19 protein-coding genes are annotated in these 16,919 nt (G+C 58.9%); 1 reads left to right on the forward strand and 18 read right to left on the reverse strand.

Annotated elements, in window-relative coordinates; genetic code table 11:
- Positions 1-188: 188 nt before the first annotated feature.
- On the forward strand, positions 189-872 hold the full coding sequence (locus ACQZ5M_RS04195) for a cyclic nucleotide-binding domain-containing protein (protein WP_296073931.1): 684 nt from the start codon (positions 189-191) through the stop codon (positions 870-872).
- Positions 873-1,024: 152 nt separating this feature from the next.
- Here the strand turns inward: ACQZ5M_RS04195 and ureG are convergent, their stop codons facing one another.
- The 18 genes from ureG to ACQZ5M_RS04285 all read right to left on the reverse strand — a co-directional run bounded on the left by ureG (position 1,025) and on the right by ACQZ5M_RS04285 (position 16,877).
- The gene (gene ureG / locus ACQZ5M_RS04200) at positions 1,025-1,636 is read right to left on the reverse strand and encodes an urease accessory protein UreG (protein WP_296020079.1); all 612 of its coding nucleotides are present in this window, start codon (positions 1,634-1,636) and stop codon (positions 1,025-1,027) included.
- A gap of 81 nt (positions 1,637-1,717) precedes the next feature.
- The gene (locus ACQZ5M_RS04205) at positions 1,718-2,389 is read right to left on the reverse strand and encodes an urease accessory protein UreF (protein ID WP_296073934.1); all 672 of its coding nucleotides are present in this window, start codon (positions 2,387-2,389) and stop codon (positions 1,718-1,720) included.
- A gap of 3 nt (positions 2,390-2,392) precedes the next feature.
- Entirely contained in the window at positions 2,393-2,884 is a 492-nt protein-coding gene (ureE, locus tag ACQZ5M_RS04210; RefSeq protein ID WP_296073937.1) for an urease accessory protein UreE, read from the reverse strand.
- A gap of 113 nt (positions 2,885-2,997) precedes the next feature.
- On the reverse strand, positions 2,998-3,834 hold the full coding sequence (locus ACQZ5M_RS04215) for a GGDEF domain-containing protein (protein ID WP_296073940.1): 837 nt from the start codon (positions 3,832-3,834) through the stop codon (positions 2,998-3,000).
- 558 nt (positions 3,835-4,392) lie between these two features.
- Positions 4,393-6,102: an urease subunit alpha gene (gene ureC, locus ACQZ5M_RS04220; protein WP_296073941.1), complete on the reverse strand. Its 1,710-nt coding sequence runs from the start codon at positions 6,100-6,102 to the stop codon at positions 4,393-4,395.
- 4 nt (positions 6,103-6,106) lie between these two features.
- Positions 6,107-6,733, reverse strand: coding sequence for a Urease operon accessory protein (locus ACQZ5M_RS04225; protein ID WP_296035109.1), 627 nt, complete (start codon positions 6,731-6,733; stop codon positions 6,107-6,109).
- 21 nt (positions 6,734-6,754) lie between these two features.
- Positions 6,755-7,180, reverse strand: a complete 426-nt coding sequence (locus ACQZ5M_RS04230; protein ID WP_449079188.1) for a lysozyme inhibitor LprI family protein — start codon at positions 7,178-7,180, stop codon at positions 6,755-6,757.
- Complete coding sequence (locus tag ACQZ5M_RS04235) at positions 7,177-7,482, reverse strand: urease subunit beta (RefSeq protein WP_296020099.1); 306 nt, start codon at positions 7,480-7,482, stop codon at positions 7,177-7,179. Before ACQZ5M_RS04235 ends, ACQZ5M_RS04230 begins: the two co-directional genes overlap by 4 nt.
- An 80-nt stretch (positions 7,483-7,562) precedes the next feature.
- Positions 7,563-7,865, reverse strand: a complete 303-nt coding sequence (locus ACQZ5M_RS04240; RefSeq protein ID WP_062426232.1) for an urease subunit gamma — start codon at positions 7,863-7,865, stop codon at positions 7,563-7,565.
- A gap of 118 nt (positions 7,866-7,983) precedes the next feature.
- Complete coding sequence (locus tag ACQZ5M_RS04245) at positions 7,984-8,706, reverse strand: urease accessory protein UreD (RefSeq protein ID WP_449079189.1); 723 nt, start codon at positions 8,704-8,706, stop codon at positions 7,984-7,986.
- Positions 8,707-8,741: 35 nt separating this feature from the next.
- Entirely contained in the window at positions 8,742-9,959 is a 1,218-nt protein-coding gene (locus tag ACQZ5M_RS04250; protein ID WP_449079142.1) for an alpha/beta hydrolase family esterase, read from the reverse strand.
- Between the two features lie 243 nt (positions 9,960-10,202).
- Positions 10,203-10,898 carry an urea ABC transporter ATP-binding subunit UrtE gene (urtE, locus tag ACQZ5M_RS04255; protein ID WP_296083954.1) on the reverse strand — a complete coding sequence of 232 codons (696 nt, stop codon included), beginning with the start codon at positions 10,896-10,898 and terminating at the stop codon, positions 10,203-10,205.
- Between the two features lie 2 nt (positions 10,899-10,900).
- Complete coding sequence (gene urtD, locus ACQZ5M_RS04260; protein ID WP_449079143.1) at positions 10,901-11,662, reverse strand: urea ABC transporter ATP-binding protein UrtD; 762 nt, start codon at positions 11,660-11,662, stop codon at positions 10,901-10,903.
- Between the two features lie 7 nt (positions 11,663-11,669).
- Complete coding sequence (urtC, locus tag ACQZ5M_RS04265; RefSeq protein ID WP_296078117.1) at positions 11,670-12,839, reverse strand: urea ABC transporter permease subunit UrtC; 1,170 nt, start codon at positions 12,837-12,839, stop codon at positions 11,670-11,672.
- A complete protein-coding gene (gene urtB, locus ACQZ5M_RS04270; protein ID WP_296078115.1) occupies positions 12,836-14,443 on the reverse strand; it encodes an urea ABC transporter permease subunit UrtB in 1,608 nt (535 codons plus the stop codon). Before urtB ends, urtC begins: the two co-directional genes overlap by 4 nt.
- 359 nt (positions 14,444-14,802) lie before the next feature.
- Positions 14,803-16,092, reverse strand: coding sequence for an urea ABC transporter substrate-binding protein (gene urtA, locus ACQZ5M_RS04275; protein WP_296078112.1), 1,290 nt, complete (start codon positions 16,090-16,092; stop codon positions 14,803-14,805).
- A gap of 197 nt (positions 16,093-16,289) precedes the next feature.
- Positions 16,290-16,475 carry a DUF2735 domain-containing protein gene (locus ACQZ5M_RS04280; RefSeq protein ID WP_296020121.1) on the reverse strand — a complete coding sequence of 62 codons (186 nt, stop codon included), beginning with the start codon at positions 16,473-16,475 and terminating at the stop codon, positions 16,290-16,292.
- A gap of 249 nt (positions 16,476-16,724) precedes the next feature.
- Positions 16,725-16,877 (reverse strand): hypothetical protein, encoded by a 153-nt coding sequence (locus tag ACQZ5M_RS04285; protein ID WP_296078111.1) that lies wholly within the window; start codon positions 16,875-16,877, stop codon positions 16,725-16,727.
- Positions 16,878-16,919: the final 42 nt, after the last annotated feature.

A 16,919-nucleotide genomic window follows, 5' to 3' on the forward strand; every position in this document is an offset into this window, starting at 1 on the left:
GGAACCACCGCGACGTACTGATTAAAACGGCCCCATCATGATTTTTGTCAAAGTTTGATCGAAATCAATTTGAGCTTCGCGGAGCGCGCTATTCTCTTTCCATGACAACATCCATAGCCGAACTTCGCGCTTCTCACAGTCAACGGGCCGAGAGGACATGAAGGAGGGGATGGTTTGGAGGGCCGAGCGTGAATAGAACCGAGAAACTCACCAGTAGGGACAAATCCCTTCTCATTCGCAGCGATCTTCTGTCGTCCATGAGCGAGGCGTCTGCAAGGTCGGTGATCGATGCCGCGTCGCTGCTGACGCTACCAGCGCGCCATATGCTGTTCACCGAGGCCGGAACGACGGATTTTCTCTATTACGTTCTGACCGGCCATGTGCGGCTTTTCCGCGCCAGCAGGGATGGTCGCGAAGCCGATATCCGCATCTGCGGTCCGGGTGAGACTTTCAATGATTGCATGATCTTCGAGACCGGCGGCAATCGCTACAGCGCCCAGACAACCGAATGCTGCATGCTGGCGCGGCTGGAGCTTGCCAGAATAAGGGCTATGCTGGAGGCCGATCCGACTGTCGCACGGGCCGTTATTCAAACTCTCTCGAAGAACAATCTCAAGGTCATGGACTGCGTTGCCAATGACCGGCTGCAAACCGCACCTCAGCGGGTGGCACATTACCTGATGACGCAGGCGCCTTCGGATAACGGATCCTACTCCCTTCGCCTGCCTTTCCAGAAAAGCGTCCTGGCAGGCAAACTCGGCCTGGCGCCGGAAGCACTGTCGCGCGCCTTCTCCACGCTCAAAAGCTGCGGCGTCAGCGTGCGCGGCCGCGTCATTCACATCGACGACCCCGCTGCCCTGAACAGGCTTTGATTTTCAAGACCAGCCTTGGAGCATGTCGCGCCACGGTGTGCAGCAGCTTTGCGACGCCGGCATGCGAGATAACAAGGGCTTGAAGAGCAAGATCACGACACGCTTTTGAGGCGGGACTGTCCTGGCGAACCGCCCCTCCCCTAGCGACTTTTTTACAATCCGCCCTGCTGCTTCAGAAAACCGACGATGCGGTCGATGCCCTCTCCGCGCTTCATATCGGTAAAAAAGAACGGCATCTCCTTGCGCATGCGCGTAGCGTCACTGTCCATCACATCGAGATCGGCGCCAACATAGGGCGCCAGATCCTTCTTGTTGATCACCAGAAGATCGGATCGGGTAATGCCTGGGCCGCCTTTGCGCGGGATTTCCTCGCCTTGGCAAACCGAGATGACGTAAATCGTGATATCCGCCAGATCCGGCGAGAAGGTCGCGGCGAGATTGTCACCGCCCGATTCGATGAAGACGACATCGAGATCGGGAAAGCGCTCATTCAGACCGGCAATCGCCTGTAGATTGATCGTCGCATCCTCACGGATTGCTGTGTGCGGGCATCCGCCTGTCTCGACACCGACGATTCGCTCCGATGGCAGCGCCTGCATTCGCACCAGCGCTTCGGCATCTTCCTTGGTGTAGATATCGTTTGTTACGACCGCGACCGAAAATTCTGCGCTCATCGCCTTGCAAAGCTTCTCCGTCAGTGCCGTCTTGCCGGAACCGACAGGCCCCCCGATACCGACTCTGAGCGGGCCATTTCCCGATTTCATCTGCTTCCCCTTCCGGATGTGTTTTGCCGACAATAGCGGCCTCAAGCCCGCCCCATCAACAGCAAAATAGAAGCGAAGTGGTCAGGAGCGGAAAAGCCGCGTGGCCTGTACTTCGTGCCGCATGGGTGCGGTATCAGCAATGATCGTGGCCGATCCGAGATCATCCAAGGTGGTTGAACCGGCACGGCCTGCGACATCCGCCACCATCTCCTCCAGCCTTGCCATGATCGCCACGCCGTCCGTCTGCCCTGCGACGCCAAGACGGATGCCCGCCGAAATCAATTGCGATAGTCCCGCGTGAAGATAGGCAGCGAGAACGTCCTCCAGTCCGATATCGTGGGCAGCGGCCACTGCGCCTATGGCAACGGGATAGGTGGGAGTTTGGGGTAGCCGCTCGAAGACCGACGACGGCCAGGCGCGCGCTGCGCCGACAAAGGCATCACCCAGCAGAATCGTTTCACGATAACGCTCCGCCGAGCCTGCGAGAGCACGAGACAAGGCCGCGATCTCGTCCAGCACGGCGCGGTCTTCAAAGCCTTTCCAGGCCTGACACAGCATGACTGCATCGTTCCAGAGCGTGCCGCGTCGAAGCGACAGAGCGATCCATTCATCGAGCCCGGCAGCATTGGAAACGCGCCGGTCGTCCACAGCGCTTTCCAGCCCACCGGAATAGGAGAACGCCCCCACGGGAAAAGCCGGCGACATCCAGGCCATCAACCTCAGCAGGCTGTCGACATTGCGTTTCGCTGTCATGCGTCATTCGTGATGATGATGGGCGTGATCACCGTGGGAGTGTCCCCCATGCGAATGGCCGCCATGCGCATGATAGGCCCCGCGCGCAGGCTGGAAAGGTTCCTCCACATCGCGAACCGTCGCGCCCAGGCCTTCCAGCATGGCGCGGATGACGTGGTCGCGTAAGATGAGGATCCGGTCCTCTTCGATCTGCGCAGACAAATGCCGGTTGCCCAGATGCCATGCGAGTTCGATCAGGTGCAGCTGGTTCTTTGCGGTGACTTCGAACAGCTTCTCATCTGCTGCCCGCACCTCGACCAGATCGCCATTTTCAACGACGAGCAAATCGCCGTGGGCAAAGAGGACGGCTTCCTTCAGGTCCAGCATGACCATCTCGTCATTCTGGAGATGCAGGAGCTTGCGCCGCAGATGCCGTTGATCGTGAGCCAGAGTGACGTAGCCGCTCGGCTCATCGCCGGGCGTGCCGGCAGGAAGATAGGATTGAACGCGTAACATGGAGCTTCCGGTCTGAATGTGATCCTGAAGCATCAAGTCTTGCCGGATGGAGCGGTGGATTGCAAGCCGCTGACTGTCGGCCTTCTGGCAATCGCGCTACAGAGCGCAATGTTTCAGGATGCAGCCTGCAATGGCCTCGCCAGACCACTGTCGATCTCACTGCGCGCATGGTATGCATCGCCATGGCAAAGGCGGTTGCGCCCGGCGGCCTTAGCGCTGTAGAGCGCCTTGTCCGCTATCGCGAAAGTATCGTGCTTGGAACGATTAGCCTCTATTTCCGCCACGCCGACGGATACCGTGGTCTGCAAAAGATGTCCTTCGAAGTTGACCGAGAGACAGGCAACCCGCACGCGCGCAAGCTCGATCAGCGCAACACGATCCTTCCGGTCCCCTCCGCAGACGATGACGCCGAATTCTTCGCCGCCGAGCCTTGCGACGCAATGAAAATCGCCAAAGACGTCCTCGATCGCCGAAGCGACGCGCTTGATTACCATGTCGCCGGCGCCATGGCCGAAATTGTCGTTGATCGACTTGAAGCGGTCGAGGTCGAAGATGGCAAGCGAGGCATCGCCGGTAATATCTTCGAAGACCTGATTGAAGGCGCGCCGGTTTGCAAGTCCCGACAACGTGTCCGTTTTACTGAGGCGCTCGAATTCCGCCTGGGACTCGCGCAGATCGCGAATGGCGCGCCCGAGCACCGTACAGAGGATTCCTGCAACCAGACCTCCGACGATCCAACCCATAGCCACGCTGTAGAAGACCGCATCGAGCACCGGAAGAGGCAGTATCCTCAAGGCATTGCCAATGCAGATCACGGCGAGACTGACCACGATGGACAAGGATATCGAAATAAACACCATTTTCAGCGCGAAGCCGCGCAGCGACTGCCCACCGGCAGGGTCGCTGACGCTCATGTCGAGCGAGATAAATTTTGCGAATCCGTCCGCCATCAATCTCCAACCTCCAATGAGCAACCGATAGGGAGAAAAGGTTGCAGCATCGATAATGCATATAGTAAAAGTTTAATCATCTTTTATTCACTTAATGGCGTGAGAGTACATCCGCTTTATCTTAAAAAAGCGGAAATACGATATTCCCTCACGCCCTGTCATGAACGAGACAAGCGCGGGAACGATCCGCAAGAAATTGTTGAATGCGAATGACGGAGGCCTGAATGCAAAGCTCTCGGCCCTCCTCTTTCTGTCACCCGCGCATATTGAACGGGTAAAACGATCAGCAAAGGGGCTCAGGTTTACGCACCATGAAACCGGCCTGATTTCACGAAATCCCTCAGACAGCGTCGAGCAAGATCCCGCTCCGTCCATGGAGAATACGTGGAGACAAGGGCTGGGGGTGTGACAGGCGAAGCCGTTTTTACCGGGGATGTACGCAGACGTACAGCGATCTGTCAGATTCGCTTACAGCCTTCAGGTCCTTGTGCCATCGCAGTCGTCGGCGCAAAACCGCTACACGCTTTTGTGACGACCGCGCTTGTGGCCAAAACCCAATCAGAACAGGAAGTAGCGCTGCGCCATGGGCAGCACTGTTGCCGGTTCACAGGTCAGTAGCTCGCCATCAGCGCGCACCTCGTAGGTTTCAGGGTCCACTTCGATATGCGGGGTCAGCGTATTGTGGATCATCGAAGCCTTCGAGATACCGCCGCGGACATTCCTCACTGCCACCAGATTCTTGGCCACGCCGAGACGCTGGGCCAAGCCGCCATCGAGCGAGGCCTGCGAGACGAAGGTGACGGAGGAATTGGTGCGCAGCTTGCCGTAAGCGGCAAACATCGGGCGATAATGCATAGGCTGCGGCGTGGGGATCGACGCGTTCGGATCACCCATAGGAGCTGCCGCAATCGAGCCGCCGAGCAGCACCATCTCCGGCTTCACGCCGAAGAAGGCAGGCGACCATAAAACGAGATCGGCGCGCTTGCCGACTTCGACCGAGCCGATCTCGTGGCTCACACCATGGGCAATGGCCGGGTTGATCGTGTATTTGGCAATGTAACGGCGAACACGGAAATTGTCGTTCTCGCCCGTCTCTTCCTTCAGGCGACCACGCTGGCGCTTCATCTTGTCCGCCGTCTGCCAGGTGCGGATCGCCACTTCGCCGACACGGCCCATCGCCTGGCTATCGGAAGAAATGATCGAGAAGGCGCCGAGATCGTGCAGAATATCTTCCGCCGCAATCGTTTCCTTACGGATGCGGCTTTCGGCAAAGGCGATGTCTTCCGGGATTGACGGCGACAGATGGTGGCAGACCATCAGCATGTCCAGGTGCTCGGCCAGCGTATTCACCGTATAGGGCCGTGTCGGATTGGTGGAGGACGGAATGACGTTGGGGTTGCCGCAGATCTTGATGATATCCGGCGCGTGACCGCCGCCTGCCCCTTCCGTATGGAAGGCATGGATGGTGCGGCCCTTGATGGCGGCCACCGTGTCTTCCACGAAGCCGCTTTCGTTCAGCGTGTCGGTATGGATCATCACCTGCACGTCGAAGGCATCGGCCACCGTCAGGCAATTGTCGATGGCGGCAGGCGTCGTTCCCCAGTCCTCATGCAGCTTCAGCGAGGAAGCACCGGCGAGGATCATTTCTTCCAGCGGCTTCGGCAGCGAGGCATTGCCCTTGCCGGCAAGCGCCAGGTTCATCGGGAAGCCGTCGAAGCTTTCGATCATCCGTTCGATATGCCATGCGCCGGTACAGGTGGTGGCAAGCGTTCCGTGTGCCGGACCCGAGCCGCCGCCCAGCATGCAGGTGACGCCGCTCATCAGCGCTTCTTCGATCTGCTGCGGGCAGATGTAATGAATGTGGGCGTCCATGCCGCCAGCGGTCAGGATCTTGCCCTCGCCGGCAATCGCCTCCGTCGAAGGTCCGACGATGATGGTGACGCCCGGCTGCGTATCCGGGTTGCCCGCCTTGCCGATGCCGTGAATGCGACCGTCCTTCAGGCCCACATCGGCCTTGTAGACGCCGGAGTGATCGACGATCACCACATTGGTGATCACCGTGTCCACCGCGCCTTCAGCGCGGGTGGCCTGGCTCTGGCCCATGCCATCACGAATGACCTTACCGCCGCCGAATTTCACCTCTTCGCCATAGGTGGTGAAATCCTTCTCGATCTCGATGAACAGTTCCGTATCGGCCAGGCGCACCTTGTCGCCGGTGGTCGGACCGAACATGCTGGCATAGGCGGCGCGGGAAATCTTGTAGGACATGGGTTCAGGCTCCTTCGGAGACAGAGAATTTCGATACGGAAGGCAGTCTTCTCAGCCTTCCCTGACCGACCAGCAGATCGACCAACTGTTTTTCGGCAATAAAGGGATGCCCGTCCCAACCTTGATGACCAAAACCGGCAATGGACACCTCGTCTCCCTCCACCATCCTGTCGAGCATATGGCGAATGGTCACGAGCCCGCTGCTCGGGCATACATAATTCTGCGATGAGAGGGATCTCAACTCATCGTCCAGACGATCATGCACCTGCCTGTCTATGATAAGATGCGTCTTTCCGGTCTCGGCAGCGATAGCCGCAAAGCCGACGCTGTAATCGACGCAGAAATCCTCAAGTTCAGGGCGGTCGCGGCGAATGTCCGGCTCCATTTCGCTGAACTTCGCCGGGTCGCGGACGCACCAGATCGCCGTAGCAGACACGACGCCCGGGCTTTCGCGCCAATGCCTCTCCTGGGTCATCTCGCGTCCCGGACGGCCGGTATTGCAAACGGCAACGACATCGGTGCGCCTACCGCCTGCGCCGAGCGAGCGGCAATGATTGAAGCGAATGACGATGTCCGCACGGTCGATGACATCCGCCACCCCGTCCGGCACCTCTCCATTTCCAACAATCATGATCCTGCGGCCCATTCTCGATCAGAAACCTTCCGAAAGTGCGCGCAGTTCATCCGTGCGCTTGCGGCTCATATCGGCAAGGCAAGACGCGACCAGTTGCGGCTCCATGGAACCGCCACGCGCCTGAAATCCTTCGAAGTCACAATTGGCATCGCGAAAGGCAACCCATGCGCGCTGGGCGGCAACAAGCGCATCGACGGCACCCTTGGTGCTCTCATCAGCACTTTTGTCCCGCTCGGCCAGAAGCTTGCGAAGCTTCTGGTACTGGACATTCAAGTCCTTGTCGGCCTTGTCATAGTCTTCACCGGCGCACTGAGTCATTTCCATCTGCGTTTGCGGATTGGCGCAATTCACCTTGTCTTCCTGGGAGAATGCGCCTGTCGCGCCACCCAAGCCCACCAGAAAAACGGACGCCGACAGACTGAGGAACGAGCGCTTCGGCATCAGAGCTTTCCCATGACCTGCTGGCGAAAGCCGTAAACCTCGCGTTTGCCGGAAAGCGGCACCAGCGTTACCTCGCGCTTCTGCCCCGGCTCGAAACGTACCGCCGTACCGGCTGGAATATCGAGCCGCATACCGCGTGCCTTGTCACGTTCGAAGATCAGCCCGGCATTGGTCTCGAAGAAATGGTAGTGGCTGCCAACCTGAACCGGACGGTCACCGGAATTGGCAACCTCGATGGTGATCGTCGGCTGGCCGGCATTGAGCTCTATCGTGCCCTCGGCAGCAATGATCTCGCCTGGTATCATCGCGGTTCTCCCTTCAGCGTGTCCAGCAAAAGCCTGGGCGGTTTTGCCTTGGCAAATGCATAAAACAAAATTGGTCGGCCTTAACGGATCGGCTCATGCACGGTGACGAGCTTGGTGCCGTCCGGGAAAGTGGCTTCCACCTGCACGTCATGGATCATCTCGGCGATGCCTTCCATGACCTGGTCGCGTGAAATCACATGCGCGCCCGCTTCCATCAGTTCGGCCACGGCGCGGCCATCGCGCGCGCCTTCCACCACATAGTCGGTGATCAGCGCGATTGCCTCGGGATAGTTGAGTTTCACGCCGCGTTCGAGCCGCCGGCGCGCCACCATGGCGGCCATGGAGATCAGGAGCTTGTCTTTTTCCCGGGGAGTAAGGTTCATCGTCGTCCCATTCCAGCGCGGCGTGGTCCCTCAACGAAAAAGGGCACGCTTCAATTCATCGTAGCTGCACAGGCACTTAACCGAAATTCCAGACGGTTCTACAGTCGCTGCGCCAGCGTCACAGATTCCAGACTTTCGGCACTGGCGCGCCATTTCGCAAGAGCGAAATGATGGGAAAAAGCATTTTTCTTAAGGAGAATCCGTCCGCAGCAGATAGCCGAACGACGAGCTTTCCCTGCCATTCGCTGGCGCCGCCGCTTTCTCCGGCAAACGCCCTGATTTTAGGCAGCAAGGCCTCAGCCAGCGGGCCGATATAGAGAATGGTGGCAAAGGCGACGCGGCCTGATAGCACTGATGCATGCTGCGTCAGGTCGGCAATGCGGCCGTCGAGGAAAAGCTCCTCCGCATGGATAAGTTTGCCGCCGTGGCGAATGCGCCAGCGGTCCCGAAACAGCCCCTCCTCCATTGCTTCGCCCATGGCCTGGCGACCGAGCAAGACCGCCTCGACGGCGAGGAATTCGGATGAGACATGTAGGTTGGCATCCAGCCTGCGGGTCAGCGAGGCGCGGTCGAACAGAATTGTTTCCTGGGGAAGCCAGTGCAGCCGGGTGTTTTCTTCCGCTGTGATACGAACGGAGACATTCGCAGTCCCGGCAGCAGCCTTGTAGACCTTTTCGCAGGCCTGCGTCGTCACGACCAGACTGGTACCGGCCTTGGCATGTGCCTGCCATTCCAACTCATCTCCCCCGGTCAAGCCGCCGGAGGAGTTGATGAGAATGGCTTCCATTTCATTGGAAAACGTATCGGGAAGCCTAATCTTGGCGCAGCCTTCCTGAAACAGTTCGTCCAGACGGCTGCGGCCATTCAGTGCTTTGGTTACAATGCGTCCTCGGCCACGGGCGCGCTGCGGACGGGGTTGGCTGAGGCTTTCAAGGACTGGCTGCTGCACGTCGTCTCCGAGGGCTTCGCGGATGCGGAAACCGCTTTCACAGAGCAATCCGTCTTCGACTTTGCGTCGACAACCATCTGCCCTTCCGTATTCTGGAAGAAATCCCACATTCTCTCGGCGGCATCAACCTGTCTTGCGCTCTCATCACCCGCAGTTTTGCGGTCGACCGCAGGCTGCGCCTTCGGCGTTGCGTCGCTGCCAGGCTTGCGGGTCAAAACAGCAGACGTTGCAATCACTTCCGATTTCATCGTGGCGCGTGGCCAGGCGTGATCCCAGGCGTCGATCACATAGGAATGGATGCGCGAACCGCTCTTGCAGACATCGTAGGAATTGACCGTGAAATTGCCGAGCGACTTGCTTTTCACCGCGCCCTTGCAGCCATCGAGCTCGGCCCAACGCTTCAGCGCCGTCTCGCCGCCATACCGCCAGTAAGGCTTTCCGCCACCCTGATAGGGATTGGCAGGATCCTTCGTGCCGGCGAACGCGATGATCGACATGGGCTTGGCAGGCGTGCAGCTTGCCATATCCGGACGCCAGCGGCCTTCGGCTTCGACCGGGACGCCAGCACGCAACGAGGCAACGAAGCCCGCCGCGGCAAAATCATTGCTGCCGCTGCACAGATACTGCGACAGCATGCGCCCGCCGCCGGAATAGCCGGAGCCATAGAAGCGCTCTTCATCGACACAGAACTTGGATTTTACCATGGAGACTGCATCGCGAATGAAGGACACCTCATCCAGCCCGCCCGGCCTGGTGGTCACACCCGGCACGTTCCAGGCATGTGTATTCGGCAATTCTCCATCGAGACTACCCTGCAGTGCCACGACCATCACGCCCGTGCGCTCGGCGACCTTGTCCCAGCCGCTACGGTCCAGTTGGCCATTCGGGTTGCTGTTGCTGCCATGAAAATCGAAAACGACCGGTACCGGCTTCGATCCATCATAAGAGGATGGAACGAAATAGACGCCCTCGCGTTCTGAACCCTGTGACATGAGCGAAAACTCATGCCGCCCCGGTTTCACAGCCTGACCGCACATCGATGCCGATGCAGCGGCGCTCATGCTTGTTAGGATTGCAAAACCTGCAAACAGCGTTTTGGCAGGAAATGTGAACCGGAACGTCCGGCCAGCAACAGTCAAATTCATCGGCACGCCTTTGATTGGCACAGTTCCCCGACAAGATGCCGGAAAATTCGCGGAATGTAAGGGATCGACGGTGGCGGCGTGCAAAAGACCTCGTGGGTGTGTCTTGCAAGCAGCATTCATGGTGCCAATAACACAGGATTTTGGTGAATGAAATGTAAAAGCCCGCATGAAAGCCATGCTTGAGCGCATGGCTGTTCACTTTATCACGAGGTTTTTATTACAGCGTGAGCAAATCCGCAGCAACTATACTGTCAAATGCCGCCGCGCTTCCGGCGTGTCGAGCGTTTCCGCCGCACCTTGATGCACCACCTCACCCCGATCCATGATGTAGACATAGTCGGCAAGCTCGCGGCAAAAATCCAGATATTGCTCGACCAGCAGGATCGCCATGCCGGTGGAGTCCCGCAGATATTTGATCGCCCGACCGATGTCCTTGATGATCGACGGCTGAATGCCTTCGGTCGGCTCGTCCAGAACGAGAATCTTCGGACGCGTCACCAGCGCCCGACCGATCGCCAACTGCTGCTGCTGACCACCGGAAAGGTCGCCACCCCGGCGTGACAGCATCGTCTGCAGCACCGGAAACAGGCTGAAGATGTCGTCTGGAATAAACCGCTCCTTGCGCGGCAGCGGCGCGTAACCGCTCTCCAGATTTTCCTGCACCGTCAGCAAGGGAAAGATTTCACGCCCCTGCGGCACATAGCCGACCCCGCGCTTTGCCCGCTGATAGGGCGCCAAGCCATTGAGGCTTTCGCCCCCAAAGGTGATCGAGCCACCGCTAATGGCGTGCTGCCCGGTGACCGCACGCAACAGCGAACTCTTGCCGACGCCGTTACGCCCCAGCACGCAGGTGATCTTGCCCATCTCGGCATTGAGCGAGATGCCACGCAAGGCCTGTGCTGCGCCATAGTGAAGATTGATGTTTTCGACGCTTAGCATGTTCACCGCCCCAGATAATTCTCAATGACCTTCGGATCGTTCGAAACGAAATCGATCGATCCCTCGGCCAGCACGGAGCCTTCGGCAAGGCATGTCACCTTGACGCCAAGCTCGCGGATAAAGCCCATGTCGTGCTCCACCACCACAACGGAACGGGTCTTGGCGATTTCCTTCAACAGCACCGCCGTCTCCGCCGTCTCGGCGTCCGTCATGCCCGCCACCGGTTCGTCCACCAGAAGAAGCTTCGGCTCCTGAGCCAGCAACATGCCAATTTCCAGCCACTGCTTCTGGCCGTGCGAGAGGTTCGCCGCCAGATCGTCCCGGCGATGGCCAAGGCGGACGGTGGAGAGGATTTCTTCGATGCGTGCCTTGTCTTCCGCCGTCAGGCGATAGAACAAGGTGGCGAAAACGCCGCGCTTGCGGTTCAGCGCCAGTTCCAGATTGTCCCAGACCGTGTGGCTTTCGAAAACGGTCGGCTTCTGAAATTTCCGGCCGATGCCGAGCTGGGCGATGTCCGCCTCGTCCTTCTTCGTCAGGTCGATCTGGTCTTCGAACAGCACCGTGCCGCTGTCAGGCCGCGTCTTGCCGGTGATGATGTCCATCATCGTCGTCTTGCCGGCTCCATTCGGGCCGATAATGGCGCGCAACTCGCCGGGCTCCACCACAAAGGAGAGAGAGTTCAGCGCCCGGAAGCCATCGAAGGAAACGGAAACGCCGTCGAGATAGAGCAGGCTTTTTGCTCTCGTATCAGAAACTGTGTTCATATCCGCCTCACTCCGCTGCCTGATGCGCCACCGCATCGTCATTGCCAGGCTTTGCCGGGTTGTCTTTCGGCTTCGTCACCTTGCCGCGAGGGCCCGCCCAATGATGCTGGATGGTGCCGACAATACCCTTGGGGAAGAACAGCGTCACGGCAATGAAGAGGCCGCCGAGCGCAAACAGCCAGAATTCTGGAAAGGCACCGGTAAAATAGCTCTTGCCGCCATTCACCAGCAGTGCGCCGATGATCGGCCCGATCAGCGTGCCGCGGCCGCCGACCGCCGTCCAGACCACCACCTCAATGGAGTTGGCAGGCGCGAATTCGCCTGGATTGATGATGCCCACCTGCGGCACGAAGAGCGCGCCGGCAATACCTGCCATCATCGCCGAAACCACGAAGGTGAAGAGCTTGATGTTTTCGACGCGAAAGCCAAGGAAGCGAACGCGGCTTTCGGCATCGCGCACACCCACCAGCACCTTGCCGAATTTGGAATTGACGATGCCAGATGCAATTATCAGCGACAGCGCCAACATCAGTGCCGTCATGGCAAAGAGCACCGCACGTGTGCCGCTCGACTGCACGGAGAAACCGAGGATGTCCTTGAAGTCTGTCAGGCCGTTATTGCCGCCAAAGCCCATGTCGTTGCGGAAGAAGGCGAGCAGCAGCGCATAGGTCATGGCCTGGGTGATGATCGACAGATAGACACCGTTGACGCGCGAGCGAAAGGCGAACCAGCCGAAGATGAAGGCAAGCAGGCCGGGCACGACCAGCACCATCAGCATGGCGAACCAGAACATGTCGAAGCCGTGCCAGAACCACGGCAGTTCCTTCCAGTTGAGGAAGACCATGAAATCCGGCAGCACCGGATCGCCATAGACGCCGCGCGAGCCGATCTGGCGCATCAGATACATGCCCATCGCATAGCCTCCGAGCGCAAAGAAGGCGCCGTGGCCGAGCGAGAGAATGCCGCAATAGCCCCAGACGAGATCAAGCGCCAAGGCCAGCAGTGCATAGGCGAGATACTTGCCGAGCATCGACATCATATAGGTGGGGATGTGCAGCGGGCTGCCCGGCGGCATCAGCAGGTTGAGCGCTGGAACGATGAGGGCTACGGCCAGAATGATGCCGATGGCAATCGAGATGCGGCGGTCGAGTGCGCGAAGGAGAAAGCTGGTAATCATGCTTCGATCGCCCTTCCCTTGAGTGCGAAGAGACCGCGTGGCCGCTTCTGGATGAACAGGATGATGAGGACGAGGACGAGGATCTTGCCGAGAACGGCGCCGACAGTCGGCTCCAGGAACTTGTTGAGGACACCAAGCGACAGCGCGCCGACCAGCGTTCCCCAGAGATTGCCGACACCGCCGAAGACGACGACCATGAAGCTGTCGATGATGTAGCTCTGGCCGAGATTGGGCGACACATTGTCGATCTGGCTGAGTGCCACGCCTGCAAGACCGGCAACGCCGGACCCTAGCGCAAAGGTAAAGGCATCGACCCAGGGTGTGCGGATACCCATGGAAGAGGCCATGCGCCGGTTCTGGGTCACGGCGCGCATCTGCAGACCGAAGGAGGAGCGCTTCAACAGCAGAAGCAGGGCGAAGAACACCGAGAGCGAGAAGCAGACGATCCAGACGCGGTTCCAGGTGAAGTTCAGATAGCCGACGCTGAAAGAGCCGGACATCCAACTGGGGCTGCCGACCTCGCGGTTGGTCGGCCCGAAGATGGAGCGCACACCCTGTTGCAGGATCAGCGAAATGCCCCAGGTGGCAAGCAGCGTTTCCAGCGGACGGCCATAGAGAAAGCGGATCACGCCGCGCTCGATGACGAGACCGACGAACCCGGTAGCCAGAAAAGCGACCGGAAGCGCAATGGCCAGCGACCAGTCAAACAGGCTTGGGAAGTGGCTGCGAATGATCTCCTGCACGATGAAGGTGGCATAGGCACCGATCATCACCATCTCGCCATGCGCCATGTTGATGATGCCCATCACGCCGAAGGTGATGGCAAGGCCGATGGCAGCAAGTAGCAGTACGGAGCCGAGCGACAGGCCGTACCAGATGTTCTGTGCCGTATCCCAAAGCGCGAGGGAAGATTCGATATGGGAGATCGCCGCGTCGATGTCCGGCTTCAGACTGGCATCGACAGACGAGGATGCAGCCATCAGAATGCTGATCGCATCCCGCCCGCCGATCGTCTTGATGGTGTCGATGGCACTGCGCTTGTCTTCGACGGAGCGATCGGAACTCAGGACCGACACCGCCCTCGCCTCTTCCATGCGGGCGCGAACCTGGGCATCGGTTTCTTTCGCGAGAGCGGCTTCCAGAAGCCCGAGATTTTCAGCACTGGGCGCTTTCAACACGGCGTCCGCCGCGGCAAGCCGCACGCCGCGATCGGGGCTCAGCAGCGTCAGACCGCCGAGCGCGGCACGGGTGACACGGCGTAGCGTGTTGTTGACCTTGATCTTTGTCACCGCCGCTTTCGGCGCTTCACCGACTGCCCCGCCTGTCACCGGATGGATCAGTGTCAGATTATCGCCGGCGGGCTTGGTGAGAAACACCAGGCTGTCGGCCTTGCGAACATAGAGCTCACCGGCAGCAAGCGCTTCCAGTGCTGGCACGACGCGTGCATCGCCCGTCGCAGCAATCTGCCCGATCAGCGCTTCAGCCTGCTTGAAGTCGGCCTTGCCCAGCGCATCAATCAAGGACTTGGCATCGCCCTGCTGGGCAAAGGCCGAAGCCGTCAGGCTGAACAAAAGGCCGATCACGGCCAACAGTCGGAAAAACATGGTCCCAAGTCCCCCTTGGATGCCTGCGGTCGAATCGGCGCAGGTGGAAATCAGAAGGGAGGGCGACACCGCCCTCGTAGTCGTTGGCCCTCGTCGGCTTTTGCTCTCGCGGCCTGTTGGCCGCAGAGCCTTCCTCCCCTCGACGTCATCCTCGGGCTTGACCCGAGGATCCATCACCGTCAGCGCAGACATCGGCGGCAAAGAGAGTGAGGAGAGGAATGGATCCTCGGGTGAAGCCCGAGGATGACGGCAGTGGGTGTTGTGCGCGCTCCGGCCCATCTCGATCCGAGCGCCAATGCCATCAGAGAACCGGCAAGATCGCGGTCCGCACGATCGGCGGGCCGCGACCAATCACCCAATCACATTCCCTTGCCGCCGCACTTGCCCGACGCAACGTTGAAGTTGCCGCAGGACATTGGCTTGCGCCAGTCGGAGATCAAGTCCTTGGAGTCCGGCAGATAATCCGACCATTCGTCACCCACGACCTGGGCGGTCTGCTGCACGATCTGGAACTGGCCGTCGGACTGGATTTCACCGATCAGCACCGGCTTGGTGATGTGGTGGTTCGGCATGACGGTGGCGTAGCCGCCAGACAGGTTCGGCACGGAAACACCGATGATGCTGTCCAGAACCTTGTCTGTATCGGTGGTGCCGGCAGCTTCGACGGCCTTTACCCAGGCGTTGAAACCGATATAGGCGGCTTCCATCGGGTCGTTGGTCACGCGTTTGTCGTTCTTGGTGAAGGCATGCCATTCCTTGATGAACTCGGCATTGACCGGCGTATCGACGGACTGGAAATAGTTCCAGGCGGCAAGGTGGCCGACGAGCGGCGAGGTATCGAGACCGGCAAGCTCTTCTTCACCGACGGAGAAGGCAACGACCGGAATGTCTTCAGCCTTTACGCCCTGGTTGGCCAGTTCCTTGTAGAAGGGAACGTTCGCGTCACCATTGATGGTGGAAACGACGGCAGTCTTCTTGCCGGCAGAGCCGAACTTCTTGATGTCGGAGACGATCGTCTGCCAGTCGGAATGCCCGAATGGCGTGTAGTTGATCATGATGTCCTCTTCCTTGACGCCCTTCGACATCAGGTAGGCCTTCAGGATCTTGTTGGTTGTCTGCGGATAGACATAGTCGGTGCCAGCCAGAACCCAGCGCTCCACACCTTCGGTGCTGGCAAGGTAATCGACAGCCGGGATGGCCTGCTGGTTCGGTGCCGCACCGGTGTAGAAGATGTTGCGGGAGGATTCTTCGCCCTCATATTGGACGGGATAGAAGAGGATGGAGTTCAGCTCTTCGAAAACCGGCAGAACGGATTTGCGCGAAGACGAGGTCCAGCAACCGAAAACGGCTGCGACCTTGTCCTGGCTGATCAGCTGACGGGCCTTTTCGGCAAAGAGCGGCCAGTCGGAGGCCGGATCGACGACAACGGCTTCGAGCTTCTTGCCGAGAACGCCGCCCTTCTTGTTCTGCTCTTCGATGAGCATCAGCATGGCGTCTTTGAGCGTCGTTTCCGAAATGGCCATGGTGCCGGAGAGCGAGTGCAGCACGCCGATCTTGATCGTGTCGTCAGCGGCAAAAGCGCCGTGGAAGGCGGTGGTGGACATGATGGCGCCGAGCAGCGCGCCAGTGAGCATCTTGCTGAAAGTCATCGGAAGAACCCCTCTTCGTGTTGGGCCGTGAAGGCCTCAGCGGCATGTTGAACCGCTGCTGGAGGGGACTATCGGGCTCGGTGCCGCGAAACCGTATACGTCGTTTGACGTAGGTGGGGTGGCGAAATCAGCACAAGTGGGAAAGGCACCGGTGGTCGCTACGACCGCAACCGGCGTTACGTGGCAGAGACAAGCCCTTAGTTGTGGGGCTTGTCATCTTGGGCGATGGCGTCCTGATGATACCAGCTGTCGAAATCGACACGCGGTGCCTGGGCTTCAGCGGACGCAATATCAGCGTCCTTGCGGAAACGGCTGTAGCCTGCGCGCCCGCCAACCGGGAACTGATAAATCTTGGCACTTTCCAGATTGGGTTCGGTTCTCATGACGGCCTCTTTCTTTTGATCAAAACACCGCAGCACTATGCTTCGTTCCGAAGAATAGCCGATTTCTAGCCGAATTTCACCCTATTCGCTTAAAAAAATATCACAAAGGCTATTTTTTAGGCACAACCGTTGTGCATCGATTAATCGAATAGTCTTTATGCAGCTAATCACTCAAAATTAGCGCTTTCGGCTGAAAAAACATTCAGAACGACCCTCCCGCCTACAGTTTCGGCAGAAAATCAGCCGATTTCACTTCATAAAGCCTTCATAATTCTCAAAAATCGCGAAAAACGGCTTTTGCGCCATCAACCCGTATTTTGCCGTACCGATGGGTTCGGCAGCCATTTCGCTTAAAAAAATGAAGCGTCGATTCGGCTGCTCGCACAAACTGGCACGGCGCATGCATATCTATCGGCAGCCCTTGAAAGCGAGAGCGTTTTCCAC

It is taken from the genome of Rhizobium sp. 22-785-1 (assembly GCF_053521965.1).

What these genes read in the sequence shown, in the direction of transcription:
- urtB (WP_296078115.1), bottom strand. Translation starts at nt 14,443, where the DNA reads ATGTTTTTCCGACTGTTGGCCGTGATCGGCCTTTTGTTCAGCCTGACG.
- ACQZ5M_RS04225 (WP_296035109.1), bottom strand. Translation starts at nt 6,733, where the DNA reads ATGATTGTTGGAAATGGAGAGGTGCCGGACGGGGTGGCGGATGTCATC.
- ACQZ5M_RS04215 (WP_296073940.1), bottom strand. Translation starts at nt 3,834, where the DNA reads ATGGCGGACGGATTCGCAAAATTTATCTCGCTCGACATGAGCGTCAGC.
- ACQZ5M_RS04250 (WP_449079142.1), bottom strand. Translation starts at nt 9,959, where the DNA reads ATGAATTTGACTGTTGCTGGCCGGACGTTCCGGTTCACATTTCCTGCC.
- urtD (WP_449079143.1), bottom strand. Translation starts at nt 11,662, where the DNA reads ATGAACACAGTTTCTGATACGAGAGCAAAAAGCCTGCTCTATCTCGAC.
- ACQZ5M_RS04285 (WP_296078111.1), bottom strand. Translation starts at nt 16,877, where the DNA reads ATGCGCCGTGCCAGTTTGTGCGAGCAGCCGAATCGACGCTTCATTTTT.
- urtC (WP_296078117.1), bottom strand. Translation starts at nt 12,839, where the DNA reads ATGATTACCAGCTTTCTCCTTCGCGCACTCGACCGCCGCATCTCGATT.
- ureG (WP_296020079.1), bottom strand. Translation starts at nt 1,636, where the DNA reads ATGAAATCGGGAAATGGCCCGCTCAGAGTCGGTATCGGGGGGCCTGTC.
- ACQZ5M_RS04240 (WP_062426232.1), bottom strand. Translation starts at nt 7,865, where the DNA reads ATGAACCTTACTCCCCGGGAAAAAGACAAGCTCCTGATCTCCATGGCC.
- ureE (WP_296073937.1), bottom strand. Translation starts at nt 2,884, where the DNA reads ATGTTACGCGTTCAATCCTATCTTCCTGCCGGCACGCCCGGCGATGAG.
- urtA (WP_296078112.1), bottom strand. Translation starts at nt 16,092, where the DNA reads ATGACTTTCAGCAAGATGCTCACTGGCGCGCTGCTCGGCGCCATCATG.
- ureC (WP_296073941.1), bottom strand. Translation starts at nt 6,102, where the DNA reads ATGTCCTACAAGATTTCCCGCGCCGCCTATGCCAGCATGTTCGGTCCG.
- ACQZ5M_RS04280 (WP_296020121.1), bottom strand. Translation starts at nt 16,475, where the DNA reads ATGAGAACCGAACCCAATCTGGAAAGTGCCAAGATTTATCAGTTCCCG.
- ACQZ5M_RS04205 (WP_296073934.1), bottom strand. Translation starts at nt 2,389, where the DNA reads ATGACAGCGAAACGCAATGTCGACAGCCTGCTGAGGTTGATGGCCTGG.
- ACQZ5M_RS04235 (WP_296020099.1), bottom strand. Translation starts at nt 7,482, where the DNA reads ATGATACCAGGCGAGATCATTGCTGCCGAGGGCACGATAGAGCTCAAT.
- urtE (WP_296083954.1), bottom strand. Translation starts at nt 10,898, where the DNA reads ATGCTAAGCGTCGAAAACATCAATCTTCACTATGGCGCAGCACAGGCC.